Genomic DNA, 24,768 nt, shown 5'->3' on the forward strand with positions numbered 1-24,768 from the left:
CAACCCTGGATCCAAGGAGACGTAGAACCGTGACGGACATCGTCGACGAGCTGAAGTGGCGCGGGCTGTTCTCGCTGTCCACTGACGAGGACGCATTGCGCAAGGCTCTCGCGGACGGTCCCGTCACGTTCTATTGCGGCTTCGACCCGACCGCGGCCAGCCTGCACGTCGGCCACCTGGTGCAGGTGCTCACCGTCCGCCGGCTCCAGCAGGCCGGGCACCGGCCGCTGGCGCTCGTGGGCGGTGCGACCGGCCAGATCGGCGACCCGCGGCCGACCGCCGAGCGCACCCTGAACGACCCGGAGACGGTCGCGAACTGGGTGAACCGGCTGCGCGGCCAGATCGAGCCGTTCCTGTCCTTCGAGGGCGAGAACGCGGCCGTGATGGTCAACAACCTGGACTGGACCGCGGGCCTGTCCGCGATCGAGTTCCTGCGGGACATCGGCAAGCACTTCCGGGTCAACAAGATGCTCACCAAGGACTCGGTCGCCCGGCGTCTTGAGTCCGAACAGGGCATCAGCTACACGGAGTTCAGCTACCAGCTGCTCCAGGGCATGGACTTCCTGGAGCTGTACCGGCGGTACGGCTGCACCCTCCAGCAGGGCGGCAGCGACCAGTGGGGCAACCTCACGGCCGGGCTCGACCTGATCCACCGCCTGGAGCCGGACGCCGAGGTGCACTGCCTGGCGACGCCGCTGATGGTGAAGTCGGACGGCACCAAGTTCGGCAAGACCGAGGGCGGGGCCGTCTGGCTCGACCCGGAGATGACCACCCCGTACGCGTTCTACCAGTTCTGGCTGAACGTGGACGACCGGGACGTCTCGACGTACCTGCGCATCCTCTCCTTCAGGTCCCGCGAGGAGCTGGAGGAGATCGAGAAGCTCACCGAGGAGCGGCCGCAGGCGCGTACCGCGCAGCGTGCGCTCGCCGAGGAGCTGACCACGCTGGTGCACGGCGCGGACCAGTGCGCGGCCGTGATCGCCGCGTCCAAGGCGCTGTTCGGCCAGGGCGAGCTGGCAGAGCTGGACGAGGCGACGCTGGCCGCCGCGCTGTCCGAGCTGCCGCACGCCAAGGTGTCCGAACTCGGCCTGGTCACCGACCTGTTCGCCGAGGTGGGCCTGGTGGCGAGCAAGTCCGCCGCCCGCCGCACCGTGAAGGAGGGCGGCGCCTACGTGAACAACGTGAAGGTGACCGCCGAGGACGCGGTGGCCACGGCCGGGGAGCTGCTGCACGGGCGCTGGCTGGTGCTGCGCCGGGGCAAGAAGAACCTGGCGGCGATCGAGGTCGTCGAGGTCACCGGCGCCTGACGGGTACGAACGCACGGAAGGGGGCGGTTCCCCTCACGGGACCGCCCCCTTCCGCGCGCCGTCAGGCTCTCTGCTTGTTGCCCCGCAGCGCCATGTACAGCATGTCGCCGAGGAAGACGATGACGACCGCGGCCGCGATCTGGAGCCCGTGCCGGCCCCAGTCGATGCCCTTGGTCTCGGCGATCCCGATCGCCCGGGCGACCGAGTTGCCGACCACGCCGCCGATGATGCCGAAGATGGTGGTCAGCCAGAGCGGACTGTGCTGCTTGCCGGGAATGATCGCCTTGGCGATGAGGCCGAGCACGAATCCGACGATGATGGCCCACAACCAGCCCATGGCTGCCTCCTAGTGCGGCTCGACGTGAGCGGGTCCAGCCAGTGTCTGCCCGTACCCCGTACGGCGCATGTCGGACAGGTCCGTACGTGGTCGGTACTGCGCCATCCGCGCAGGTTGGAGCCGCCCCGGTCTCGAACCCGGCGGAGCCCCGGCGTACGGTGATATCAGTACGGGCCGGGGAGAGCCCGGGGTGGAACTCAGGTGGTGGAACGTGATGCGGAAGCAGAGCGGCGGTCAGGTCTTCCGGATCACGGGGGCGCGCACGGGGCTCGCCGAGGACATCCGGGGGCGGCAGCGCCGCTACGTGATCTCGATGTCGGTCCGTACCGTTTCGGTGGTTCTGACCGCGGTGCTGTGGAACGTCGAGCGTCCTGTCGCCATCGTGACGCTCGTGCTCGGTGCGCTGCTGCCCTATGTGGCCGTGGTGTTCGCCAACGGGGGCCGGGGGAACGTCACTTCGCTTCCCTCAACGTTCATTTCCGCACCGAGCCGGCCGGCCCTCGGTGCGGCACCGACGGACGGGTCAGCGGAATCCGCGACGGAACCCACAGGCAGTGACCGCGAGCCCCGGTCACCCGGACCGGCTTGATCCGTCACCGTCCGCAAACCTCAGGAAAAGCTCAGATCAATCATGAAGTTCCGGTGCCCGACACCGGGTGCCCCATGCCATACTTCGTAGGCGCTCCGCATCCCCCGTCGGAGCGACGGACCGACGCCGGGCAGCTCCCCCCGTGGCTGCTCGGCGTCGCCCTTTTGTACGGGCCCGGATGACGCACAATGTCTCTGTGAGTGACGAGACGAGTGACGAGACCCCCATCTGTTCCGCCAAGGGCTGCCGTGCCGACGCCGTCTGGGTGCTCGCCTGGAACAACCCGAAGGTCCATACCCCGGAGCGCCGCAAGACGTGGCTCGCCTGTGCGGAGCACCGCGAGCACCTCTCCCAATTCCTGGGCGTACGGGGCTTCTTGAAGGATGTGGTGACGCTCGCCGAGTGGGAGTCGGCCGGCTCAGCCGCCGATCGCTGACATCGGGCGGTCGGGCTGCAGGAACGAGGGGTCGTCCAGACCGGATCCGGCCTTCTTCCCCCACATGGCCAGCTTCCAGAGCCCGGCGATCTCCTCGTCGGGGGCGCCCGAGCGCAGCGCGGCGCGCAGGTCGGACTCCTCGCGGGCGAACAGGCAGGTGCGCACCTGGCCGTCGGCGGTGAGGCGGGTCCGGTCGCAGGCCCGGCAGAACGGGCGGGTCACCGAGGCGATGACGCCCACGGTGTGCCGGCCGCCGTCCACCACCCAGCGCTCGGCGGGCGCGGAGCCCCGCGCGTCGTCCCCTTCGGGGGTGAGCGTGAAGCGCGTACGCAGCGATTCCAGGATGTCGCCGGCGGTGATCATGCCGTCGCGCTTCCAGCCGTGCTGCGCGTCCAGCGGCATCTGCTCGATGAAGCGGAGCTGGTAGTCGTGCTCGACGGCCCAGGCGAGCAGATCGGGGGCCTCGTCGTCGTTGAGGCCGGGCATCAGGACGGCGTTGATCTTGACCGGGGTGAGGCCCGCCGCGCGGGCGGCCTCCATGCCCTCGATGACGTCCTTGTGCCGGTCGCGGCGGGTCAGCGTCTTGAAGACGTCGGGGCGCAGGGTGTCCAGGGAGACGTTGACACGGTCGAGGCCGGCCGCCTTCAGGGCGGCGGCGGTGCGCTTGAGGCCGATGCCGTTGGTGGTGATCGACATCTGGGGGCGCGGCTCCAGGGCGGCGCAGCGCTCGACTATCCCGACCAGGCCGGGCCGGAGCAGCGGCTCGCCACCGGTGAAGCGGACCTCGGTCACCCCGAGGTCGGTGACGGCGATGCGGATCAGCCGGACGATCTCGTCATCGGTCAGCAGATCGGGCTTGGCGAGCCACTGCAGACCCTCTTCCGGCATACAGTACGTACACCGCAGATTGCACCGGTCTGTGAGTGAAACGCGCAGGTCAGTGGCCACACGGCCGTAGGTGTCGATGAGCACTGTGGGCCCCCTTCCCTGTCTCGGAACGCTGTCTCGAAATGGTTTCGGCGTGTATACACCGAGCCTACGCGAGACGTCCGACAACAGGTGGGGGCCGATTGTCACGAGGTGCGGCGAGGCCGTGTCGTAGGACTCTACGACACGGCCTCGGCCGTCCGCCGTGCGGATGTACGTCAGTGGGCGCCGACGCCCGTGAGGGACTTGACCTCCAGCTCGGCGTACTTGCCCGCGTCGGGCTCCTCCTTGGAGAGCAGCGAACCGATCCAGCCGAGCAGGAAACCGAGCGGGATTGAGATCAGGCCCGGGTTCTCCAGCGGGAACCAGTGGAAGTCGACGCCCTTGAACATCGACGTCTTCGGGTTGCCGGACACGACGGGCGAGAACAGCACCAGGAACACCGAGCTGAACAGGCCGCCGTAGATCGACCAGAGGGCGCCCTGGGTGGTGAAGCGCTTCCAGAACAGGCTGTAGAGGATGGTCGGCAGGTTTGCGGAGGCGGCGACGGCAAAGGCGAGCGCGACCAGGCCCGCCACGTTCATGTCGCGCGCGAAGGCGCCCAGGATGATCGCGACCGCCCCGATGAAGACGGTGGCCCAGCGGGCCGCCCCCATCTCCTCCTTCTCCGTCGCCTTCCCCTTGCGGATGACGTTGGCGTAGATGTCGTGCGCGAAGGACGAGGACGAGGCGAGGGTGAGGCCGGCGACGACGGCGAGGATGGTCGCGAAGGCGACCGCCGAGATCACGGCGAGCAGGGTCGCGCCGCCGGTGGTGCCGACGCCGCCGCCGAGGTACTCGGCGAGCTGCGGGGCGGCCGTGTTGCCCGCCGGGTTCTGGGCCTTGATCGCGGCCGGGCCCACGAGGGCGGCGGCGCCGAAGCCGAGCGCGATCGTCATCAGGTAGAAGGCGCCGATGATGCCGATCGCCCAGTTCACCGACTTACGCGCGGCCTTGGCGGTGGGCACCGTGTAGAAGCGGATCAGGATGTGCGGCAGGCCCGCGGTGCCGAGGACCAGGGCGATGCCGAGCGAGATGAAGTCCAGCTTGGAGGTGCCGTTGACACCGTACTTCAGGCCGGGCTCAAGGAACTTGGAGCCCTTGCCGCTCTTCTCCGCGGCCGTGCCGAGCAGGTCGGAGATGTTGAAGTGGAACTTGAGCAGCACCAGGAAGGTCATCAGGATCGCGCCCGCGATGAGCAGCACGGCCTTGACCATCTGGACCCAGGTGGTGCCCTTCATGCCGCCGATGGTGACGTACACGATCATCAGAACGCCGACCAGGGCGACGATGAGGATCTTGCCCGCGTCGGTGGTGATGCCGAGCAGCAGTGAGACGAGCACGCCCGCGCCCGCCATCTGCGCGAGCAGGTAGAAGATCGACACGACGATGGTGGAGGCGCCCGCCGCGGTGCGGACCGGGCGCTGGCGCATCCGGTAGGCGAGGACGTCGCCCATCGTGTAGCGGCCCGAGTTGCGCAGCGGCTCGGCGACCAGGAGCAGCGCCACCAGCCAGGCGACCAGGAAGCCGATGGAGTACAGGAAGCCGTCGTAGCCGAAGAGGGCGATGGCTCCGGCGATGCCGAGGAAGGACGCGGCGGACATGTAGTCGCCGGAGACCGCGAGGCCGTTCTGGAAGGCGGTGAACTGGCGGCCGCCCGCGTAGAAGTCGGAGGCGTTCTTGGTCTGGCGCCCGGCCCAGACGGTGATGGCGAGGGTCGCGGCGACGAACACCGCGAACAGCGTGATGATCAGCGGCCGGTGCTCGGTGGTCGAGGAGGCCGCGGCGAGGGGAACGAGTGCGGGGCTCATGCGCCGGCCTCCATGCGGGACCTGATGGCCTCGGCCTTGGGGTCGAGCTTCGCCGCGGCGTGCCGCGAGTAGAACCAGGCGATGAGGAAGGTGGTGAGGAACTGGGCGAGGCCGAAGACGAAGGCCACGTTGATGTTGCCGATGACCTTGGTGGCCATGAAGCCGTCCGCGTAGTTGGACAGCAGCACGTACAGCAGGTACCAGGCGATGAAGGCGATGGTCAGCGGGAAGGCGAACGAGCGGTGGGCGCGGCGGAGTTCGCCGAATTCCGCGCTCTCCTGCATCGCGGCGAACGCCTCGGTGCTGGGCTGGGCGGGGCGTTGGTCCGCCCCGGCTTCGGGCGGCGGCGCGTCGGTGGCCACGGAATCTCCTCGCGATGCGGGTGAGGCTGGAACAGAAAATCCGGACAAGGGGACCTCGCTGTGGGGGCGGGTGATGCGGTCCCCCTGACAACGGCACGGAGCCCGCGGCGTCTCGGTTCAGTCCGGCCGTTTTTTTCTCCGCGCGGGATCCATTCACGCCGGATGGGCGGCATTCCTCGCTAAATCGGCGGAAGTCGTTGATCTGCCGAGATGATCGGCGATAGCTTCACTCGTCATACATCCGCCGACCCCCGGCGCCCCGGCCGGACCGGTGCTGCCGCTCTTCACCTCCGTACGCATCGAGAGTTCCGCCAACCACATGGAGACCCCATGACGTTGCACATCTCCCGTACGCGCCGCGCCATCGCCGTCTCGGCGGGTCTGGCCACCGCCGCCGCGCTCGCACTGCTGCCCGGCACCGCGTCGGCCGCGGCCACCGGCATCGGCTCGGTGACCGCGAAGGCGGCGCAGCCGACCGGGCCCGATCTGAGCTACATCGTCAACATCCGCCCGGGGAAGGGGAATTCGGACCGGGTGCAGAGAGCCATCGCCGACGCGGGCGGCACGGTCGTACAGGCGTACGACCAGTTAGGTGTGATCGTGGCGCACTCCGCCGACACGGGGTTCGCGCCGGCGATCCGCAAGGTCAGCGGGGTCGATTCGGCGGGGGCGACCCGGGCCGCGCCGCTGCCCGCGCAGTCCACCACGGACGTGGGTATGCCGAAGATGCTCACCGCCGAAGACCTGAAGGCGGCGAGCGCCAAGGCCGCGCCCGGTGAGGATCCGCTGGAGCCGTTGCAGTGGGACCTGAAGGCGATCAAGGCCGACAAGGCGCACGAGAAGACCCTGGGCAGCCCCAAGGTCACCGTCGGCGTCATCGACACGGGCGTCGACGACACCCACCCGGACATCGCGCCCAACTTCGACCGGGCGAAGTCGGTCAGCTGCATCACCGGCAAGCCGGACACCACGGACGGCGCCTGGCGCCCGTTCACCACCGGCGGCTCCCCGCACGGCACCCATGTCGCGGGCGAGATCGCGGGCGCCAAGAACGGCATCGGCATCACCGGCGTCGCCCCCGGTGTGAAGATCGCGGCCATCAAGGTGGCGACGCAGGGCGGCAGCTTCTTCTACACGGAGTCCGTGGTGTGCGGTTTCGTGTGGGCGGCCGAGCACCACATCGACGTGACGAACAACAGCTATTACACCGACCCCTGGTACTTCAACTGCAAGAACGACCCGGACCAGAAGGCGCTGGTCGAGGCGATCACGCGGGCGTCGACGTACGCCGAGTCCAAGGGCACCGTCAATGTGGCGGCGGCCGGCAACGAGAACTACGACTTCGCGGCCGACGCGATCACCGACCCGTCGAGCCCCGACGACGCGACCCCGGGCAGCCGGGTCGTCAATCCGCGTGAATGCCTGGACATCCCGACCCAGCTGCCGGGTGTGGTGACGGTCGCCGCGACCGGCGCCAAGGGCATCAAGTCGTCGTACTCCAACTACGGCCTCGGCTTCATCGACATCGCGGCACCCGGCGGCGACTCGACCGCGTTCCAGCCGCCGCAGGCCCCGGCCACCAGCGGGCTGATCCTCGGCCCGGTCCCCGGCGGCGGCTGGGCGTACATGGCCGGCACCTCGATGGCGGCGCCGCATGTGGTGGGCGTGGCGGCGCTGCTGAAGTCGGAGCACCCGGACGCATCGGCGTGGGAGATCAGGGCGCTCCTCGAACTCCAGGCGGACAGGACGCCGTGCACCACGCCGTACGACATCGACGGTGACGGCAAGGTCGACGCGGTCTGCCAGGGCGGGAAGTTCTACAACGGCTTCTACGGGGCGGGTATCACCGACGCCCTCAACGCCGTGACGAAGTAGGCCAGTTGAGGGGGCCGTCCGGTTGGCCGGGCGGCCCCCTTGCCGGTGTCAGACGGTGACGAGGACCTTGAGGGCGGTGCGCTCGTCCATCGCCCGGTAGCCGTCCGGTACGCCCTCGATGCCGACCGTGAGGTCGAAGACCGGGGAGGGGTCGATGGTGCCGTCGAGCACGTCGGCGAGCAGCTCGGGGATGTAGGTGCGCACGGGCGCGACGCCGCCGCGCAGCGCGATGTTCCGGTCGAACATGACGCTCAGGTCGAGGCCGGTGCTGCTGCCGTGCGGGACGCCGACGTAGCCGATGGCGCCGCCGTCTCGGGTGATCTCGACGGCGGTCCGCATCGACTGCTCGGTGCCGACGGCCTCGATGACGGAGTGCGCGCCCTGGCCGCGGGTCAGCTCGCGCACCGCGTCCACGGCGGCCTCGCCACGCTCGGCGACGACGTCGGTGGCGCCGAAGAGCTTCGCGATGTCGGTACGGACCTGGTGGCGGCCGAGCGCGATGATGCGCTCGGCTCCGAGCCGCTTGGCGGCAAGCACTCCGCACAGGCCGACGGCGCCGTCCCCGACGACGGCGACGGTCGAGCCGCGCTTGACTCCGGCGCCGAGAGCCGCGTGGTGGCCGGTGCCCATGACGTCGGACAGCGCGAGCAGCGCGGTCAGCAGGCGGTCGTCGGAGGCCGCGTCGGCGGGCAGCTGGACGAGGGTGGCGTCGGCGAACGGGACGCGGACGGCCTCGCCCTGGCCGCCGTCGGAGCCGGCCGAGCCCCAGAATCCGCCCTGCGGGCAGGAGGTGGGCAGGCCCTCGGCACAGAAGTCGCAGGTGCCGTCGGACCAGACGAAGGGCGCGACGACGAGGTCGCCCTTGCGGAACCCGCGTACGTCCGGTCCGGCCTCCTCGACGATGCCGAGGAACTCGTGGCCGATGCGCTGTCCGGGCTCACGCGCGGACTCGCCGCGATACGCCCACAGATCGCTGCCGCAGATGCAGGCGCGCAGGACGCGGACGACCGCGTCGGTGGACACCCGCACCTTCGGGTCCGGCACCTCCTCGACCCGGATGTCGTGGGGGGCGTGGATGACGGTGGCGCGCATGGTGCGGGTCCTTGCCGGTCAGGGGGTGGTTCGGGGCTTCCCACGGTACGCCTGTGCCAGGAGTGCCTGCGCGCCGAGATAGCTGAGCATGACCCAGAAGTCGGGGCGCGGCGGCTGCGGCCAGTGGGCGACGCCGGTGGCGATGAGGGTGTCGGAGAGCAGGAACAGCGCACCGCCGAGCCCGACGAGCGGCCCGAGCCGGGAGGAGCGGTAGGCCATCGCGGTGAGCAGCAGGCTGTATCCGGCGACCGGGATCCGCAGCCCGGCCGGCAGGTCCGGCCAGAGCGCGGCGACGGTCGCGACCAGTGCGATCCCGTACCCGGCGCCGAGCCCGGGATGCGTCCTGCCGCGCCCGAACAGGACGAGGTAGCAGACGTGCCCGGCGGCGAAACAGCCCATCCCCAGCAGGAAGGCGGGGTCGGCGTCCGAGAGCAGGAAGACGTCTCCGCCCCAGCCGCACAGCAGCGCGGCGACCAGCAGCCGGGGCCCGCCGCGCGCGGACACGTGCCCGGCGAGCAGCGGCATGAGGAGCGGTTTGGCGACGAGGTGTCCGGCGCGCCAGCCCGCGAGCAGTGAGCCCAGGTCGACGGCGGCTGCGAGACCGAAGGCGAGGAGCAGCGGGGCCGCGTACCGGGCCCTCGGGTACCCGGCGCCGGCCGTCGTCACGCGGCGTTCTCCGGGACCGCCTGCGGCGCGGCCCCAGCCCGGGGCGCCGGCTGCCAGCCCGGCCCGCGGAAGATCCGCCCGGCCCGCTCGCGCCAGCTGCGGGCGGCGCGCACGTCGCGGGCGATGGCGGCGTACTCGTGGGTGGCCACGCGCAGCGGGTTGAAGGTGGCGATGTTCTTGGTGAGCCCGAACACGGGCCGCTCGGTCTCGGCCGTGAACGAGCCGAACATCCGGTCCCAGACGATCAGGATCCCGCCGAAGTTCCGGTCCAGATAGCCGCCTTGGGAGGCGTGGTGCACCCGGTGGTGCGAGGGCGTGTTCAGGACGAACTCGAACGGCCGGGGCAGCTTCCCGACCCGCTCGGTGTGCACCCAGAACTGGTACACGAGGTTCGCCGACGAGCAGAAGGCGAGGACGGCGGGGTGCACGCCGAGCGCGATGAGCGGCACGTAGAACGGCCACACGGTCCACGTCGTCCAGGGCTGGCGCAGCGCGGTGGTGAGGTTGAACTTCTTGCTGGAGTGGTGCACGACGTGGCAGGCCCACAGGACCCGGATGACGTGGTGCCCCCGGTGCGACCAGTAGTAGAAGAAGTCCTGCCCCAGCAGCATCAGCGGCACCGTCCACCACAGCACCGGGATCGCGAGCGGGGTGAGGGCGTACACCGCGGTGTAGATCGCGACGATGGGGATCTTCCAGAGCGCGTCGAAGACCAGGCTGCCCAGTCCCATGCCGACGCTGGTGGCGGCGTCCTTCGTCTCGTACCCGGCGGCGTCCTCGTCCGGATGGAGCCGGTAGCTCACCATTTCAATGACGGTGAGCAGCACGAAGGCGGGTATCGACCACAGCACGACATTGGGCAGGTTCGGCGACATGCCTGCACCGTAGGGGCGTGGTGGCGGGCCCGGCTAGATGTTGTTACCGACAAGTATGCGAGACGAGTTGTCAGCAGCCTTTGGTGAGTTCCACCAATGAGGCGTCACAGGCCCGGCGTACGATCGCTGGCACCGGTGCGCTCTGGGGGAGGCAACTGCGGTGCCAGGACTGGAAGTTGTGGTCGTGCGGCTGGCGAGCACGGTGGTGTCGGCGGTCGCGAAGTCGGCCCTGTCCCCGAAGCCGGGTGCGGGCCTCGTCACGGGGCCCCTGCGCCCGCTGCCGAAGCCCGCGTCACCGGACCGGCTGGCGAAGGTGCTGGGGCGGCGCCTTGAGGAGGCGTACGGCGCGCTCCCCGAGCACGAGCGGACGGCGGCCGTCGACGCGGTACGGGACGGCTTCGCGGCGGCGGGCGCGATCGACGCGGAGCGGCTGTTCGCGCTCGGCCTCGCCCCGGACCGCCTTGCCGCCGAACTGCGCCGCCCGCACCCGGGCCGGGGCGAGGCCCTGTACGAGGAGCTCCTCGCCCTGTGCTGCGCGCATGCTCTCGAACAGCTCACCGCACACCCGTCGTTCGCGGCACGGGCCGCGGTGGAGCAGGTCCGCTCGGCCGACGCCACGCGGGAGTTGATCGAGGAGGTACGCGACCGGGTGGGCCCGCGTGCCGAGGCCACCGCGCTCGTCTTCGAGGAGCGGTACGCACAGTATGTGGCGCTGACGCACGGGCGGTTGGAGCTGTTCGGGCTGACGCTCGGGCGGTCGGGGAGCGAGTGGCCGCTGGACACCGCGTACATCAGTCTGACGGTCAGCGGCGATCCCCGGCAGGCGGTGGGGCTGCCGCATGCCAGGCCGACGGCGGTGAGCGTGGAGCACGCCCTGGCCGGCACGGACCGGCTGCTGCTGCGGGGCCCGGCGGGCTCGGGCAAGTCGACGCTCGTCCAGTGGCTGGCGATGAACGCGGCCCGCCGGTCGTTCGGGCCCGAACTGGCCGACTGGAACAGGTGCGTTCCGTTCGTGCTGCGGCTGCGGGCGTTCACCGCGGCCGAGTCCCTGCCAATGCCGGAGGACTTCCTGCGCGCGGCGGGCGTACCGCTGTCGCCCGCGCCCGGCTGGGCCGAGTCGCTGTTGGCGGAGGGCCGGGCGCTGGTTCTGGTGGACGGTGTGGACGAGGTGCCGATGCGGCTGCGGGCCCGGACCGAGGCCTGGCTGAAGTCGCTGGTCACCGCGTTCCCGCGGGCTCGGTACGTGGTGACGACCCGGCCGTCGGCGGTGTCGGAGGACTGGCTGGCGGGGCGCGGGTTCACGGCGCACTCGCTGCTGCCGATGGAGCGCGAGGACGTGCGCGCGTTCGTGGCGCACTGGCACGACTCGGCGCGGCTCGCCTGCCCGGCGCCCGAGGAGCGGGCCCGCCTGGACACGTACGAGAAGTCCCTGCTGACCGCCGTCACCACCCGGCGCGATCTGGGGCGGCTCGCCACCAACCCGCTGATGTGCGCGCTGCTGTGCGCCCTGAACCGGGACCGCCGCATGCAACTCCCGCGCGCCCGCAAGGAGTTGTACGACGCGGCCCTGGACATGCTGCTTGTCCGGCGGGACACCGAGCGGGAGATCGCCGGCGTCGAGGGGGTCACGCTCACCCGGGACGAGCAGACGGCGCTCCTTCAGCGGCTCGCGTACTGGCTGATCCGTAACGGCCTTACAGAGGCAAACCGGGACGAGGCCGCCTCGATGGTCGCGGGGTGGCTCGGTGCGATGCCCCAGGTCAGCGGCGCCCCCGACCAGGTCTTCGCCCACCTGCTGATCCGCAGCGGACTGCTGCGCGAGCCGATGCCAGGTGCGGTGGGCTTCGTCCACCGCACCTTCCAGGACTACCTGGGCGCGAAGGCGGCGGTCGAGGAGCGGGACTTCGGAGCCCTTGTGAAGAACGCACACGACGACACGTGGGACGACGTGGTGCGAATGGCGGTGGGGCATGCACGGATCGATGAACGCGCCCGCCTGCTACGGCAGTTGATGCGCCGCGCCGACCACGCCCCGCGCCTCCGCCACCGGCTGGTACTCCTTGCCGCAGCCTGCCTCGAACACGCCCCGGAGCTCGACCCGCAGGTGCGCGCCGACGTGGAGGAGCGGGCCCGGGAACTGATGCCCCCGCGCACCTGGGACGAGGCGGAGGCGCTGGCCAAGGTGGGCCCGCTGGTCCTCGAACTGCTCCCGGGGCCGCAGGGGCTCACCGAGGAGGAGGCGGCCTGCGTGGTGCGGACGGCGGGGCTGATCGGCGGTGACGCGGCGCTGAGCGTGGTGAGCCGGTTCCGGGGGGAGGAACGCGCGATGGTGCGCGTCCAACTATCCCTGGCTTGGCGCAAGTTCGAGGCGTACGAGTATGTGACGGAGGTGCTGGCGCCGGCTCCGGAGTGGAGCACGACCTATCTCTCCGTACGGACCGAGGAGCAGGTGGCCCAGTTGGGGCGGCTGCGCCACATGAAACTGATCATCCTGGAGGGCGACCACCCCCTGTCGGACGGCCTCCTCGCCCACCGGGACCTGACCGCCCTGACCCTCGCCGGGAACAGCGTCGTCGACGACTTGACCCCGCTGGGCCGACTGCCCGCTCTGGAGCGGCTCGGGCTCAACGTATGCCCGGCCGTCACGGATATTGCGCCGGTCTGCGACCTGCCCGCCCTCCGCAACCTCTCCCTCATCGGTCTGTCGCCCGGACTTCCCCTGGAGCCGCTCGCCCGACTCGACCAACTGGAAAGTCTTGTTCTGGGAACCTCCGGTGAAACACGGCGGCTTGCCGACCTTCCGGCCCCGAAGTGCCTCCTAACCCTGGGGCTGTACCGGGGGTCGGAAGGGATCAGTCTGAACGGTCTGGAGCGCTGGCCCGATCTCCACAACCTGACCATCACTGGTGGCCTCCAGGCCGGGGAACTGATCCACCGCTCCACACTGCGGGAACTGCGAACCCTGCAAATCTTTGATCATCGGACCCTCGACCTCGCCGCATTGATCCAGCACTACGGGCTGACCACCCTCTACCTCAACGGCTGCCATCTGATCGCAAGCCTGTCGGTCCTGCGCGAGCTACCGGATCTGCGGCGCCTGGAGTTCTTCAACTGCACGGGACCGATCGACCTCAGCACCCTCGTCAACCTGCGCCAGCTCCATATCCGGTACCAACTCACCGAAGTCCAGGGCGCCGAATTCCTCCCACCAGAGCGCGTACAGCGGGCTTGAAGGGGCTCACACCCCCACCGCCCCCAACAGCACCCCCGCCCCATACGTGACCCCCATCGCCACCGCTCCCCCGCCCACGTTCCGCAGCACCGCGCGGCGCGCCGGGGCGGAGCCGAGGCGGGCGCTCCACCAGCCTGTGAGGGCCAGCGCGGCCAGGACGGAGCCGACCGTGACGTACAGGCGGGCGGAGGCCGGGGGCAGCACGATCGCCAGCAACGGGAGCAGCGCGCCCGCCGTGAAGGCGAAGAAGCTCGCCCATGCCGCGTGCCAGGGGTTGGTGAGTTCGTCGGGGTCGATGCCGAGCTCGACGCGGGCGTGCGCGCGCAGGGCGTCGCGTTCGGTGAGCTGGACGGCCGCCTCCCGGGCCAGCTCCTCGCTCAGCCCGCGCTCCATCAACAGGCCGGTCAGCTCGGCGAGTTCGGCCTCCGGCGATTCCCTCAGCTCGCGCCGCTCCATCGCGAGCGCGGCCTTCTCCGAGTCGCGCTGCGTGGAGACGGAGACGTACTCGCCGGCCGCCATGGACATGGAACCGGCGAGCAGTCCTGCGAGGCCCGCCGTCAGCAGGGCCGAGCGGTCGTCCGTCGCACCGGCCACGCCGACGACGAGGCCCGCGGTGGACACGATCCCGTCATTGGCGCCCAGGACCGCGGCCCGCAGCCAGTTGAGCCGCGAACCGAGCGCCCCGTTGTGTGCCTCGTCGTGGTCGGGGGATGAGCTCATGCGGGGAGGGTCTCACCATCCCCCTCACCACACCCGCACCGACCCACCCAGCGCGAACGCCGGGCTCGTCGCCGCGGCGGGGATCTCCTTCAGCGGCTCGGCGATCTCGTCCACCGTGGGGCCGACGCGTGCCGCGATGGTGTCCAGGAAGGTCAGGTCGAAGCCGTACACGCGGGCCGCGTTGCCGCCGACCATCGCGGCGACCTCGTCCCTCGGCAGACCGGCGTACGCGATCCGCAGGCCCTCCCTGGAGAACGGGGTCGTGCCCTCGTCGTGGGGGTAGTCGCTGCCCCACATGATCTTGTCGAGGCCGATCCGGTCCCGCAGCGGCACCTCGTGCGGCCGCATGAAGCTCGCGCCGACGAAGCAGTTGTCCCGCCAGACCTGGGACGGCCCCTTGCCCATGGACTGGGCGAGGCCCGCCCCGAACTTCGATTCGGCGGTGGCGGCCCTGGTCGCCGCGGCCACCAGGCGGTCGTGGTAGTAGTCCAGCATGTCCAGCACCCCGGGGATCCAGCCCGAGCCCTGTTCGGTGAGGACCAGGCGCAGCTCCGGGTGGCGGCGGAACACGCCACCGAAGATCAGGTGCCACAGCGCGCGGTGCGAGAACCAGGTCGTCTCCACCATGAACACGGCCCGCGCCGCCGGTTCCTCGCCCAGCGGCGGCGACGCGGACCCGCCGTGGTGGTTCACCGGGAAGCCAAGTTCCGCGCAGACCGCCCAGATGGGGTCGTACGACGCGGAGTGGAGCTCGACAAGCCCCGAGCCCGGCGGAGTGCCCGGCAGCAGGATGCCTCCCGTCAGGCCCGCCTCCTTCACCCGGCGGACCTCCCGTACCGCCTCGTCCACGTCGTTGAGCAGGATCTGCGCCACGCCCGCCCGCTGACCGGCCGCCTGGCCGCAGAAGTCCGCCAGCCAGCGGTTGTGGGCGCGCAGGCCCGCCCAGCGCTGCTCGAACTCCTCCCGTGTGGGCGCGGGGGCCATCAGCGAGGCCGAGGGGAAGAACGGCGGGATGGTGTTCGGGAAGACGACCTCCGCCACGATGCCGTCCGCCTCCAGCTCGGCCGTCCGCCGGGCCGAGTTCCAGTTGCGGTCGGCCGTGTCGGCCATCAGGTCCTCGTACGGATTGACGTAGGTCGCCGCCCACGCGTCGAAGTCCTCGTGGTACTTCGACTCCAAGTACGGCTTGTAGTCCAGGAGATCGGCCCCGGCGTGGCAGTCCGCCGAGATCACCGTGTAGCGGTCCGTCATCACGACACCCCCAGGGCCGGGAAGTCGTGGCCGGTCAGCCAGTGCCGGCCCACGTCGCGCGAGCGCGCCCAGGAGGCCGCCACCGCCAACTGGTCCTCGCTCTGGCCGAGTTCGGCCGGGGTGGGACCGATCCGGCGGGCGACCGGGGCCAGCTTCTCGGTGTCGAAGCCGAAGACCTCCGCCGCCGCGAGGCCCAGCATCCGCCGGGTCTCGGTCACCGGGATGTCGTGGAAGGTGTTCTTCAGCCATTCCCCGGTGTGGGGCCACGTCCCCTCCGGATGCGGGAAGTCGGAGCCCCACAGGATGTTGTCCACGCCGATCTCGTACCGCTGGGCGAGTTCGCGGCGCTTGGTGTTGGTGGCGCAGATGAACATCTGGCGGTCGAGGTACTCGCTCGGCGGGCGCTTCAGCTCCGCGAACGGCGAGAGCTTCTTGCCGCCGTGGGCACCGAGGTAGAGGCGGTCCATGAACCACAGCAGGTTCGGCAGCCACCAGCAACCCGATTCGGCCACCCCGAACTTGAGCCCGGGGTGCCGCTCGAAGACCCCGGACCAGAGCAGGAACCAGAGCGGCCTGGCGGGCCACCACGTCACCTCGGAGACGTAGATGCCCAGATGGTCGCCGTACTCGTGGCGCGGGGCCGCGCCGGAGTGCGTGACCATGGGCATGCCGGTCTCGGCGGCCGCCGCCCAGACGGGGTCGTAGCGGCGGTCGTGGTACGGGGCCCGGTCCACCCACATCGACGGGATCATCAGCGCGCCGAGCCCGGACTCCTTGGCGCGGTGGATCTCGGCGACCACCCGGTCGACCTCGCCCGTGATGGGCAGCAGGGCCACCCCGCAGTGCCGTTCGGGATGCTGCCCGACGAACTCGGCCAGCCAGCGGTTGTGCGCCTGGGCGCCCGCCATGCCGAGGTCGGGGTCCTGGTCGCCGGAGAGGCCGAGTCCGACGCCGAAGGGCGCCGCGGTCCGGCTGTCGACGGCGTCCGCGTCGGGGAAGACGACCTCGGCGGCCACCCCGTCCCCGTCGAGTTCCTTGAGCCGCCGGGTGGCGTCCCAACCACCCTTCAGCCCTTCCTCGTTGTCGCTGAACCACCTGTCGGCGAAGGCCTCGTTGCGCACCCCGAGCCGGGTCATCTCCTCGCGGCGGCGGTCGCGCCCCGCGAGGAACGCGTCGAAGTCCCGGTGGAAGCGGGCGTCCAGATAGGGCCGGTACCGCTCGGTGGGCAGCCCGGCGTGGCAGTCGGAGGAGATGATCAGGTACGGGTCGCTGCTCTGGTACGGGTCGTTCTGAGCCGTCATCACACGTCCCTCAGTCCAGAATGAAGCTTTCCAGGTACGACGGGTCGGCGCGGTCGAGCATCGACGTCGACCTCGCTCTGATCTGCCGGTCGCTGTGCTCGCTCGCCGGCAGCATCCAGAACCGGCCGGCGCGGATCCCGTCGACCACCTCCGCGGCCACGGACTCGACCGGGGTGAACTCGATCTCGTGCCCCGCCGCCTTCATCGCGGACTCCCACTGGCCGAGGCTGCGGTACGGGGTCCTGCGCGGCCGCTCCTTGGCGTACCGCTCGGGCCGGTTGCGGTGCGACTCCCACAGTCCGGTGCGCAGCATGTGCGGGCCGGGGAAGAGCACCGAGGCGCCGACGCGCACACCCTCCGCCTTGAGGTGGGCGTACAGCGACTCGGTCATCGTCACCACCGCCGACTTGGTGACCGCGTACACCGAGGCGGTCGGCAGCGGGGCGATGCCGCCGTCGCCGGAGGAGGTGTTGACGATGTGGCCGGGCTCGCCGCCCGCGATCATGCGGGGCACGAAGGCCTGGATGCCGTGGAAGACGCCCCACACATTGACCGCGAAGGCCCACTTCCAGTCGTTGACCTCGTGCTCCCACATGCGGCCCTCGGCGCCGGAGCCGACCCCCGCGTTGTTGCACAGCACGTGCACGGCCCCGAAGGCGTCGTACGCCGCGTCCGCGAGCGCGGTCACGGAGTCCCGCTCGCTGACGTCGGCGATCCGGGCGAGGACCTGCGCTCCCTCTTCGCGCAGTTCCCCCGCCGCCTTCTCCAGGGCGGCCGCCTCGACGTCGGCGAGGACGACCCTGAGGCCCTCGGCGGCGAACCGCCGGGCCATCGCGAGCCCGATCCCGCTCGCCGCCCCCGTGACGACGGCGACCTGCCCCGCGCGCAGCTCCATCTCAGACGCTCCCCTCGGGCGGCCCGTCGAGGATCTGCTGAGGGTCGTCGTAGCGCTGGTGGATGTACGGCAACAGGGCCTCGGCGCTGACCCGTTCGGCCACCCTGCCCCGCTGGTCGGTGGTCTTCTCGCCGATGGTGATGTCGACCACCCGGCGCACCGGCAGATCGGCGACCGGGTCGTACCTCGACTCGCGGAGCACCACATCACCGGCGATCTTCTCCAGCCTGCGCACCTTCTCGTTGCGTACGCAGTGGACGAGGACCGGATCGGCGTCGAAGCCCGCGCCGTCCACGGCCGGCAGGAACTTGAAGTAGAAGTCGGTCTTCCGGGTCGGCCCGGGCAGCGGCAGCGGGCCCTCGACGGCGCCCCGCACCTCCACGAACGCGATCCCGTGCCGGGCCAGCGAGGCCCGTACGACCAGGCCGTCCCGCTCGACGAGCACCTCGCCGAGCTTCTTCGGCTCGCCGAACACCTCGCGGCCCCCGATCAGGGCCCGCTCGTGGGTCATCGGCATGACCAGCGGATACCAGCCCTGCTGCCCGTCGTGCACGGCGGCGACCGCCACCGAGCCCGCACCGAGCGGATAGCCGGGCAGGTCGACCTTGCTGATGTTGGCTCGCACCAGTGGGCGTTCGGCGGGCTTGAGCGGCGGCGGCAGAACGGCCGCGACCGCGTCGGGATCGCTCTCCCAGAGGGCCACCACACCGGTCGACCAGATGTCGGGGAGCTTGGCGCTCGCGGTGCGCGCGGCCTGGATCTCGGCCTCGGTGCGCGCGCCGTACCGTACGCGTGCCATGTCGTACCACCCTTCGTGACGTCATCCGTTCCGGGTCTGTCCGGGGGTCTGTAACACAGTTACACCGAGCCCGATGAAGGGTAAAGGCCCGTGCACGCACCGGAATTGAGGGGGGATCAGAAATGACGCGCGCGTCGCTCACCCGGGAGGAGATCCTGGCCGCGGCCGGATCCCTGGTCAGGCAGCACGGCCCGGCGGCTCTCACCATGCGCAAGCTGGCCGCCGAGCTGGGTACCGCGGTCACCTCGATCTACTGGCACGTCGGCAACCGCGAGTCGCTCCTGGACGCGCTGGTCGAGCGGACCGTCGAGGAGCTGGGCGAGATCAGACCGCGCGGGCGCACCCCGGCCGCCCGCGTCGTCTCGGTCGCCCGCGCCCTGCGCCGCGAGCTGCGCGCGCGCCCGCACCTGATCGCGATGGTCCACGAACGGGGCCTGACCGAGCGGATGTTCCTGCCCGCCCAGCAAGCCCTGGTCCACGAGATGCACGCGGCGGGCCTGCGCGGCACCCGGGCGGCCCAGGCGGTGCGGGCCGTGCAGTTCCAGGTGGTGGGGTACGTCCTGGTCGAGCGCAACCGGGAGCGCGCGCCGGTGCAGCGCCCCGACGAGGAGGAGCTGTGGCACACCGCCCCCGCCGAACACGACCCGGCGCTGGCCCGCGCCCTGGCCGGCCCGGTGGACCAGGACCGGCTTTTCACGGACTCGGTACGGGCGCTGGTGGCGGGGCTGCTCGCGGGCCCCGGGAGTTAGCGCCCGTACACGGAGGGGTGGCTCTTGAGCGGGCCACCAGGCCCGCAAATCGCCTGCGGCCGGGCCCAGTTGACGGCCGGGGCCCAGCCGCGCCCGCCGCCGGGGCACCGGCGGCGGCACCGGCCGCGGCCGAGGCTGTCAGTGCGGCCCCGTATTCTCTGTGACCATGCTCGACGACCTGACGACAGCAGCGACGTGGCCGGCCGCCTACCCACAGGGGTACGCGGTCGTCGACGTGGAGACCACCGGCCTCGCCCGCGACGACCGGATAATCTCGGCTGCCGTCTACCGGCTCGACGCCCAGGGCAACGTCGAGGACCACTGGTACACGCTGGTCAATCCCGAGCGCGACCCCGGGCCGGTCTGGATCCACGGTCTGACCAGTGACGTGCTGGCGGGGGCCCCGCTCTTCCCGCAGATCGCCGAGGAGTTCGCGGCGCGGCTCGACGGGCGGGTCCTGGTCGCGCACAACGCGATCTTCGACTGGCAGATGATCGCGCGCGAGTACGCCCGCGCCGAGCGCACCGCGCCGGTCCGGCAGCGGCTCTGCACCATCGCGCTGTCCAAGGAACTGGCGCTGCCGCTGCCCAACCACAAACTGGAGTCGCTGGCCGCGCACTACGGCGTCGTGCAGCAGCGCGCGCACCACGCCCTGGACGACGCGCGGGTGCTCGCCGAAGCGTTCCGGCCCAGCCTGCACGAGGCGGCGGCCGGCGGGGTGCGCCTCCCGCTGCTCGAATGCCGGCCGCTCACCGAGTGGACGGACTCCCCCGCGACCCCGCGGATCGGCTACCAGGCCTCGTACAGCGGCGCGGGCAGCTGGCGGGCCTCGCGCAAGCGGCCCGCCTGCCCCTACCCCAACCCCGGGCGCTACGCGCCGGACCGGCCGCTGAAGCAGGGCATGCGGGTGGCGTTCTCCGGCGACACCTCCGTCGACCGGGAGCTCCTGGAGGACCGGGCGATCGAGGCGGGGCTGCACGTGGCGACCAGCGTCTCGCGCCTCACCAGCCTGCTCGTCACCAACGACCCGGACTCCGCGACCTCCAAGACGGTCAAGGCGAAGTCGTTCGGCACCCCGGTCGTGGACGAGGCCGCCTTCACCCAGCTCCTGCGGGACGTGGCACCGGCAGACGGGTGACCGCCGGGCGTGCCGTCCGGCCCCGGGCGGGCGGCACACCGCACCCTGTGGCGCATGGCACGTTGCGAGGTCTGCGGAAACGACTACGGGATGTCCTTCGAGGTGCACGCGCAGGGCGCGGTGCACGTCTTCGACTGCTTCTCCTGCGCCATTCACCGCATGGCGCCCATCTGTGAACACTGCCGGGTCCAGATCATCGGCCAGGGCGTCGAGGTGGGCGACCTGTGGTACTGCGGGGCGCACTGCGCCCGAGCGGAGGGAAAGGCAGGCATCGTGGACAAGGTCTGACCGTCCTCCCCGCACCCCACTCGGCGCACCCCGTGGTCCGAGTTGTACGGTCATGGGGTGTACCGCTTCCTGTTGTCCCGGCAGTGGGTGCTCGTCACCCTCCTGGCCCTCGCTCTCATCCCCACGATGATCGAGCTGGGTTTCTGGCAGCTCCACCGGCACGAGCACAAGGTCGCCCAGAACACGCTCATCGCCGACAACCTGAAGTCCGAGCCGGTCCCGGTGACCGACCTCACCTCGCCGGGCCACACGGTCCCGCAGGGCGACTACTGGCGCCGGGTCACCGCGACCGGCACGTACGACACCGGCCACGAGGTCGTCGTGCGGCGCAGGACCGCCGCCGACGGCCGGGTCGGCTACCACGTGCTCACGCCGTTCATCCTCGACGGCGGCCAGACCGTGCTGGTCAACCGGGGCTGGATCGCCGACAACGGCAACCAGATGGACTTCCCGAAGATCCCCGCGCCGCCCAGCGGCAAGGTCACGGTCACCGGCCGTCTGATGGCCGACCAGACGACCGCGGCCAGCGGCATCAAGGACGTCAAGGGCCTGCCGCCCCGCCAGGTCATGCTGATCAGCAGCGCCCAGCAGGCCAAGGCGCTGGGCCGTCCGGTGCTCGGCGGCTACATCGAGCAGACCGCCCCCGAGTCGGCCGACAACTCGCCCGAGCTCATCCCGGCCCCCGACGACGGCTCGATCGGCCCGCACATGGCGTACGCCGTCCAGTGGTGGCTGTTCTCGGCCGGGGTGCCGGTCGGCTGGTTCATCCTGGTACGGCGTGAGAAGCGCGACCGGGCGGAGGCGGCGGCCCAGCCGGCTGCCACGCCCGAGCCCGCGACTGCTTAGCAATTTGCCCGGGCGGGAACACGCCATGGCGTGACCCAACGTACTCAGCGCATCGAGGACTACGCCCTCATCGGCGATCTGCAGACCGCGGCCCTGGTCGGCCGGGACGGATCCGTCGACTGGCTCTGCCTGCCCCGATTCGACTCCGCCGCCTGCTTCGCGGCGCTGCTCGGCGACGAGGACAACGGCCACTGGCGGATCGCACCGACCGAGGCGGGCCGCGCGGGCCGGTGCACGCGGCGCGGCTATCTGGACGATTCGCTGATCCTGGAGACCGTCTGGGAGACCCGCACCGGCACCGTGAAGGTCCTCGACTTCATGCCCCAGCGCGACCTGGCCCCCGAGGTCGTCCGCATCGTGGAGGGCGTCAGCGGCACCGTCGAGATGGACTCCGTGCTGCGGCTGCGCTTCGACTACGGCCATGTGGTGCCGTGGATGCGGCGCTCGGACGGGCACCGGGTGGCGATCGCGGGCCCCGACTCGGTGTGGCTGCGCAGCGATCCCGAGGTCAAGACCTGGGGCCAGCAGATGAGCACCCGTTCCTCGTTCACGGTCGGCGAGGGGGAGAAGGTGGCGTCCATCCTCACCTGGCATCCCTCGCACGAACCGCGCCCCGAGCTCATCGACCCGTACGAAGCCCTGGAGCAGTCCCTCGCCGACTGGCGGGAGTGGGCGGCCCGTTGCCGCTACGAGGGCCGCTACCGGGACGCCGTGGTGCGCTCCCTGATCACCCTGAAGGCGCTCACCTACGCGCCCACCGGCGGCATCGTGGCGGCCCCCACCACCTCGCTGCCCGAGGAGCCGGGCGGCGTGCGCAACTGGGACTACCGCTACTGCTGGCTGCGCGACTCCACCCTCACCCTGGAGGCGCTGCTCTCGGCCGGCTATCTGGACGAGGCCGCCCAATGGCGGGACTGGCTGCTGCGCGCGGTCGCCGGCGACCCGGCCGATCTCCAGATCATGTACGGACTCGCGGGCGAGCGACGCCTGCCCGAGGTCGAACTCCCTTGGCTGAAGGGCTACTTGAAGTCCGCTCCGGTACGGGTGGGCAACGCGGCCGTCGAGCAGCTCCAGCTCGATGTGTACGGCGAGGTGGCCGACTCGCTGTATCTGGCGCGCGCCGCGGGCCTGCACAGCCAGCCGCACGCCTGGAGCATCCAGCTCAGCCTGCTCGGCTTCCTGGAGGCGCGGTGGCGCGAGCCGGACGAGGGGCTGTGGGAGGTGCGCGGACCGCGCCGGCACTTCGTCCACTCGAAGGTGATGGCCTGGGTGGCCGCCGACCGCGCGGTGCGCACCCTGGAGGCGGATCCGAAGCTGCGCGGGGACGCCGGGCGGTGGCGGCGGATGCGCGACGAGGTGCACCGCGAGGTCTGCGAGAAGGGCTTCGACCCGGTCCGGGGCACCTTCACCCAGGCGTACGGCTCGCCGGAGCTGGACGCGGCGACGCTGCTCATCCCCCGGCTCGGCTTCCTGCCGCCGGACGATCCCCGGGTGCTGGGCACGGTCGACGCGGTGCGCGCCGAGCTCGGCACGAGCGGTTTCGTACGCCGCTACAGCACCGACAGCGCGACGGTGGACGGGCTGCCCGGCGGCGAAGGAACGTTCCTGGTGTGCTCGTTCTGGCTGGCGGACGCGCTGCGCCTGACCGGGCGCGAGGAGGAGGCCCGGGAACTGTTCGAGCGGCTCCTCGCACTCCGCAACGACGTGGGGCTGCTCGCCGAGGAGTACGACCCGGCGGCGGGCCGCCAGCTGGGCAACTTCCCGCAGGCCTTCAGCCACATCGGCCTGGTCGCGACCGCCTGCGCGCTGGGGCACTGCGGACAGGAGGCAGGATAGGCGCATGGATCTTGGACTGAAGGACCGCGTGTACGTAGTCACCGGGGCGTCGCGGGGGCTCGGCCTCGCGGCCGCCCGCGAGCTGGTCGCGGACGGCGCGAAGGTCGTCATGACCGGCCGCACCGAGCAGACGCTGAAGGAGGCCGTCGCCGAACTCGGCCCCGGCGCGCTCCCGGTGACCTCGGACAACGCCGACCCGGCAGCGGCGGCTCGGCTGATCGCCACCGCCCGCGAGCACTTCGGGCGCTTCGACGGGGTGCTGATCAGTGTGGGCGGACCGGCGCCGGGCTTCGTCGCCGACAACACCGACGAGCAGTGGCGGTCGGCCTTCGATTCGGTGTTCCTCGGCGCGGTCCGGATGGCCCGCACGGCGGCCGACGAACTCGACACCGGCGGAGTGATCGCCTTCGTCCTGTCCGGCTCCGTCCACGAGCCGATCCCCGGCCTCACCATCTCCAACGGGCTGCGCCCCGGCCTCGCGGGCTTCGCCAAGTCGCTGGCCGACGAGCTGGGTCCGCGCGGCATCCGCGTCGTCGGGCTGCTTCCGGCCCGCATCGACACGGACCGGGTCCGCCAGCTGGACGAGCTGTCCGGCGACGCGGAGGCGGCCCGCGCGGCCAACGAGTCCCGCATCCCCCTGCGCCGCTACGGCAGGCCCGAGGAGTTCGGCCGCACGGCCGCGTTCCTGCTCTCACCGGCTGCGTCGTACCTGACGGGCATCATGCTGCCGGTGGACGGCGGAGCACGGCACGGCTTCTGAGGCGGTCGGGGGGCGGGGCTTCGGCGCGGGGAGGGGCGGGGTGGGAGAGCCCCCGCCCTCAACTCACCCGCCGCGCCCCGTGTTTGACCGCCCGCAGGCGGACCTCGGCGGGCAACTGGGCGAGGCCCGCCGAGTCCCGGGCGTGGGCCAGCGCCTCTCCTTCGAGCCGCGCGAGCGCACCCGCGGGCTCCGCGTGCGGTTCCAGGAGCAGCGACACCCGCGCAGCGGGCGTGGAGCGGCGGCCGACCAGCGCGACCTGGGCCCGGGAGACCCCGTCCAGCGCCTCCGCCTCTCCCGCGAGCACGGCCTCCAGGGCCCGGCCCCGCAGCAGCGCGCCCTCGCCGTCCCCGGAGTCCACCAGGATCTCGGCGAGGCGGGCCCGGCGGAACTGGGCGAGCAGCCACCACAGGGCGAGCAGCACGACCACGGCCAGCGCGGCGATCACCACCGGCCACCACCAGCCCCGGTCGTGCCAGTGGACCCGGCGGGACCGGCTCAGGAGCACCTCATGCCGGTCGCCCCAGGGCCACCAGGAGGGGACCGCCAGGCCGAGCCCGGCGGCGAGGGCCGCGCCGCCCGCGAGGAACAGCACAAGACCGGCGGCGCCGAGCAGCACCCGGTTGACGGTCCTCAGCAT

The 24,768-nt window shown here is 71.3% G+C and carries 24 protein-coding genes; 11 read left to right on the top strand and 13 right to left on the bottom strand.

The features are described from left to right. The first annotated feature begins 29 nt into the window (after window positions 1-29). Window positions 30-1,307: a tyrosine--tRNA ligase gene (gene tyrS, locus ACIBK6_RS06700; protein WP_399049369.1), complete on the top strand. Its 1,278-nt coding sequence runs from the start codon at window positions 30-32 to the stop codon at window positions 1,305-1,307. A 61-nt stretch (window positions 1,308-1,368) separates the two neighbouring features. Here the strand turns inward: tyrS and ACIBK6_RS06705 are convergent, their stop codons facing one another. Next, window positions 1,369-1,644 (bottom strand): GlsB/YeaQ/YmgE family stress response membrane protein, encoded by a 276-nt coding sequence (locus ACIBK6_RS06705; RefSeq protein ID WP_399049371.1) that lies wholly within the window; start codon window positions 1,642-1,644, stop codon window positions 1,369-1,371. Window positions 1,645-1,858: 214 nt separating this feature from the next. On the opposite strand from ACIBK6_RS06705, the gene ACIBK6_RS06710 reads away from it, so the two are divergent. Together ACIBK6_RS06710 and ACIBK6_RS06715 are read left to right on the top strand one after the other, a co-directional pair. Continuing rightward, window positions 1,859-2,233: a DUF3099 domain-containing protein gene (locus tag ACIBK6_RS06710; RefSeq protein ID WP_399049373.1), complete on the top strand. Its 375-nt coding sequence runs from the start codon at window positions 1,859-1,861 to the stop codon at window positions 2,231-2,233. Window positions 2,234-2,411: 178 nt separating this feature from the next. Next, complete coding sequence (locus ACIBK6_RS06715) at window positions 2,412-2,669, top strand: hypothetical protein (RefSeq protein WP_399049375.1); 258 nt, start codon at window positions 2,412-2,414, stop codon at window positions 2,667-2,669. On the opposite strand, the gene moaA is transcribed toward ACIBK6_RS06715, so the two are convergent. From moaA to ACIBK6_RS06730, 3 genes are all read right to left on the bottom strand, one after another. Then, entirely contained in the window at window positions 2,652-3,641 is a 990-nt protein-coding gene (moaA, locus tag ACIBK6_RS06720) for a GTP 3',8-cyclase MoaA (RefSeq protein WP_399049377.1), read from the bottom strand. The two genes, ACIBK6_RS06715 and moaA, sit on opposite strands and share 18 nt — an antisense overlap. A 173-nt stretch (window positions 3,642-3,814) precedes the next feature. Further along, window positions 3,815-5,446 (bottom strand): cation acetate symporter, encoded by a 1,632-nt coding sequence (locus ACIBK6_RS06725; protein WP_399049379.1) that lies wholly within the window; start codon window positions 5,444-5,446, stop codon window positions 3,815-3,817. After that, entirely contained in the window at window positions 5,443-5,808 is a 366-nt protein-coding gene (locus tag ACIBK6_RS06730; RefSeq protein ID WP_399049380.1) for a DUF485 domain-containing protein, read from the bottom strand. Before ACIBK6_RS06730 ends, ACIBK6_RS06725 begins: the two co-directional genes overlap by 4 nt. 330 nt (window positions 5,809-6,138) lie before the next feature. Between ACIBK6_RS06730 and ACIBK6_RS06735 the strand changes: the two genes are divergently transcribed. Beyond that, window positions 6,139-7,683 carry a S8 family peptidase gene (locus ACIBK6_RS06735; RefSeq protein ID WP_399049382.1) on the top strand — a complete coding sequence of 515 codons (1,545 nt, stop codon included), beginning with the start codon at window positions 6,139-6,141 and terminating at the stop codon, window positions 7,681-7,683. 48 nt (window positions 7,684-7,731) lie between these two features. Here the strand turns inward: ACIBK6_RS06735 and ACIBK6_RS06740 are convergent, their stop codons facing one another. The 3 genes from ACIBK6_RS06740 to ACIBK6_RS06750 are packed head-to-tail and all read right to left on the bottom strand — an operon-like array spanning window position 7,732 to window position 10,316. After that, window positions 7,732-8,775: a zinc-dependent alcohol dehydrogenase family protein gene (locus ACIBK6_RS06740; RefSeq protein ID WP_399049383.1), complete on the bottom strand. Its 1,044-nt coding sequence runs from the start codon at window positions 8,773-8,775 to the stop codon at window positions 7,732-7,734. 18 nt (window positions 8,776-8,793) lie between these two features. Then, complete coding sequence (locus ACIBK6_RS06745; RefSeq protein WP_399049385.1) at window positions 8,794-9,441, bottom strand: lysoplasmalogenase; 648 nt, start codon at window positions 9,439-9,441, stop codon at window positions 8,794-8,796. Beyond that, on the bottom strand, window positions 9,438-10,316 hold the full coding sequence (locus tag ACIBK6_RS06750; RefSeq protein ID WP_399049386.1) for a sterol desaturase family protein: 879 nt from the start codon (window positions 10,314-10,316) through the stop codon (window positions 9,438-9,440). The genes ACIBK6_RS06745 and ACIBK6_RS06750 overlap by 4 nt, the downstream gene beginning before the upstream one ends. A gap of 160 nt (window positions 10,317-10,476) precedes the next feature. Here ACIBK6_RS06750 and ACIBK6_RS06755 point away from each other — a divergent pair, with 160 nt between their 5' ends. Beyond that, window positions 10,477-13,548, top strand: a complete 3,072-nt coding sequence (locus ACIBK6_RS06755; RefSeq protein ID WP_399049388.1) for an NACHT domain-containing protein — start codon at window positions 10,477-10,479, stop codon at window positions 13,546-13,548. 6 nt (window positions 13,549-13,554) lie between these two features. Here ACIBK6_RS06755 and ACIBK6_RS06760 read toward each other — a convergent pair whose 3' ends face one another. The 5 genes from ACIBK6_RS06760 to ACIBK6_RS06780 are packed head-to-tail and all read right to left on the bottom strand — an operon-like array spanning window position 13,555 to window position 18,514. After that, window positions 13,555-14,268, bottom strand: coding sequence for a VIT family protein (locus tag ACIBK6_RS06760; RefSeq protein ID WP_399049390.1), 714 nt, complete (start codon window positions 14,266-14,268; stop codon window positions 13,555-13,557). 24 nt (window positions 14,269-14,292) lie between these two features. Continuing rightward, complete coding sequence (locus tag ACIBK6_RS06765) at window positions 14,293-15,519, bottom strand: amidohydrolase family protein (protein WP_399049391.1); 1,227 nt, start codon at window positions 15,517-15,519, stop codon at window positions 14,293-14,295. Beyond that, window positions 15,519-16,820, bottom strand: coding sequence for an amidohydrolase family protein (locus tag ACIBK6_RS06770; RefSeq protein WP_399049392.1), 1,302 nt, complete (start codon window positions 16,818-16,820; stop codon window positions 15,519-15,521). The genes ACIBK6_RS06765 and ACIBK6_RS06770 overlap by 1 nt, the downstream gene beginning before the upstream one ends. 10 nt (window positions 16,821-16,830) lie before the next feature. Continuing rightward, on the bottom strand, window positions 16,831-17,715 hold the full coding sequence (locus ACIBK6_RS06775) for an SDR family NAD(P)-dependent oxidoreductase (RefSeq protein WP_399049393.1): 885 nt from the start codon (window positions 17,713-17,715) through the stop codon (window positions 16,831-16,833). Window position 17,716: 1 nt separating this feature from the next. Continuing rightward, a complete protein-coding gene (locus ACIBK6_RS06780; protein ID WP_399049394.1) occupies window positions 17,717-18,514 on the bottom strand; it encodes an acetoacetate decarboxylase family protein in 798 nt (265 codons plus the stop codon). A 122-nt stretch (window positions 18,515-18,636) separates the two neighbouring features. On the opposite strand from ACIBK6_RS06780, the gene ACIBK6_RS06785 reads away from it, so the two are divergent. The 6 genes from ACIBK6_RS06785 to ACIBK6_RS06810 all read left to right on the top strand — a co-directional run bounded on the left by ACIBK6_RS06785 (window position 18,637) and on the right by ACIBK6_RS06810 (window position 24,131). Continuing rightward, window positions 18,637-19,263, top strand: coding sequence for a TetR/AcrR family transcriptional regulator (locus tag ACIBK6_RS06785; protein WP_399049395.1), 627 nt, complete (start codon window positions 18,637-18,639; stop codon window positions 19,261-19,263). Window positions 19,264-19,423: 160 nt separating this feature from the next. Continuing rightward, on the top strand, window positions 19,424-20,401 hold the full coding sequence (locus ACIBK6_RS06790) for a DEDDh family exonuclease (protein ID WP_399049397.1): 978 nt from the start codon (window positions 19,424-19,426) through the stop codon (window positions 20,399-20,401). A gap of 54 nt (window positions 20,402-20,455) precedes the next feature. Beyond that, the gene (locus tag ACIBK6_RS06795; protein ID WP_399049399.1) at window positions 20,456-20,689 is read left to right on the top strand and encodes a hypothetical protein; all 234 of its coding nucleotides are present in this window, start codon (window positions 20,456-20,458) and stop codon (window positions 20,687-20,689) included. Window positions 20,690-20,746: 57 nt separating this feature from the next. Next, entirely contained in the window at window positions 20,747-21,535 is a 789-nt protein-coding gene (locus tag ACIBK6_RS06800) for an SURF1 family protein (RefSeq protein WP_399049401.1), read from the top strand. A 30-nt stretch (window positions 21,536-21,565) separates the two neighbouring features. Beyond that, window positions 21,566-23,371, top strand: a complete 1,806-nt coding sequence (locus ACIBK6_RS06805; RefSeq protein ID WP_399049403.1) for a glycoside hydrolase family 15 protein — start codon at window positions 21,566-21,568, stop codon at window positions 23,369-23,371. 4 nt (window positions 23,372-23,375) lie between these two features. After that, window positions 23,376-24,131, top strand: a complete 756-nt coding sequence (locus ACIBK6_RS06810) for an SDR family oxidoreductase (protein ID WP_399049404.1) — start codon at window positions 23,376-23,378, stop codon at window positions 24,129-24,131. A gap of 58 nt (window positions 24,132-24,189) precedes the next feature. On the opposite strand, the gene amaP is transcribed toward ACIBK6_RS06810, so the two are convergent. Then, entirely contained in the window at window positions 24,190-24,768 is a 579-nt protein-coding gene (gene amaP / locus ACIBK6_RS06815; protein WP_399049406.1) for an alkaline shock response membrane anchor protein AmaP, read from the bottom strand.

Source organism: Streptomyces sp. NPDC050485 (genome assembly GCF_044458185.1).
Lineage (GTDB): Bacteria > Actinomycetota > Actinomycetes > Streptomycetales > Streptomycetaceae > Streptomyces.

Bases quoted from the DNA above. Each gene is read 5' to 3' on its own strand.
- ACIBK6_RS06715 (WP_399049375.1), top strand. From the start codon at position 2,412: ATGACGCACAATGTCTCTGTGAGTGACGAGACGAGTGACGAGACCCCC.
- ACIBK6_RS06785 (WP_399049395.1), top strand. From the start codon at position 18,637: ATGACGCGCGCGTCGCTCACCCGGGAGGAGATCCTGGCCGCGGCCGGA.
- ACIBK6_RS06780 (WP_399049394.1), bottom strand. From the start codon at position 18,514: ATGGCACGCGTACGGTACGGCGCGCGCACCGAGGCCGAGATCCAGGCC.
- ACIBK6_RS06740 (WP_399049383.1), bottom strand. From the start codon at position 8,775: ATGCGCGCCACCGTCATCCACGCCCCCCACGACATCCGGGTCGAGGAG.
- ACIBK6_RS06735 (WP_399049382.1), top strand. From the start codon at position 6,139: ATGACGTTGCACATCTCCCGTACGCGCCGCGCCATCGCCGTCTCGGCG.
- amaP (WP_399049406.1), bottom strand. From the start codon at position 24,768: ATGCTGAGGACCGTCAACCGGGTGCTGCTCGGCGCCGCCGGTCTTGTG.
- ACIBK6_RS06775 (WP_399049393.1), bottom strand. From the start codon at position 17,715: ATGGAGCTGCGCGCGGGGCAGGTCGCCGTCGTCACGGGGGCGGCGAGC.
- ACIBK6_RS06725 (WP_399049379.1), bottom strand. From the start codon at position 5,446: ATGAGCCCCGCACTCGTTCCCCTCGCCGCGGCCTCCTCGACCACCGAG.
- ACIBK6_RS06770 (WP_399049392.1), bottom strand. From the start codon at position 16,820: ATGACGGCTCAGAACGACCCGTACCAGAGCAGCGACCCGTACCTGATC.
- ACIBK6_RS06760 (WP_399049390.1), bottom strand. From the start codon at position 14,268: ATGAGCTCATCCCCCGACCACGACGAGGCACACAACGGGGCGCTCGGT.
- ACIBK6_RS06795 (WP_399049399.1), top strand. From the start codon at position 20,456: ATGGCACGTTGCGAGGTCTGCGGAAACGACTACGGGATGTCCTTCGAG.
- ACIBK6_RS06765 (WP_399049391.1), bottom strand. From the start codon at position 15,519: ATGACGGACCGCTACACGGTGATCTCGGCGGACTGCCACGCCGGGGCC.
- ACIBK6_RS06710 (WP_399049373.1), top strand. From the start codon at position 1,859: ATGCGGAAGCAGAGCGGCGGTCAGGTCTTCCGGATCACGGGGGCGCGC.
- ACIBK6_RS06750 (WP_399049386.1), bottom strand. From the start codon at position 10,316: ATGTCGCCGAACCTGCCCAATGTCGTGCTGTGGTCGATACCCGCCTTC.
- ACIBK6_RS06705 (WP_399049371.1), bottom strand. From the start codon at position 1,644: ATGGGCTGGTTGTGGGCCATCATCGTCGGATTCGTGCTCGGCCTCATC.
- ACIBK6_RS06810 (WP_399049404.1), top strand. From the start codon at position 23,376: ATGGATCTTGGACTGAAGGACCGCGTGTACGTAGTCACCGGGGCGTCG.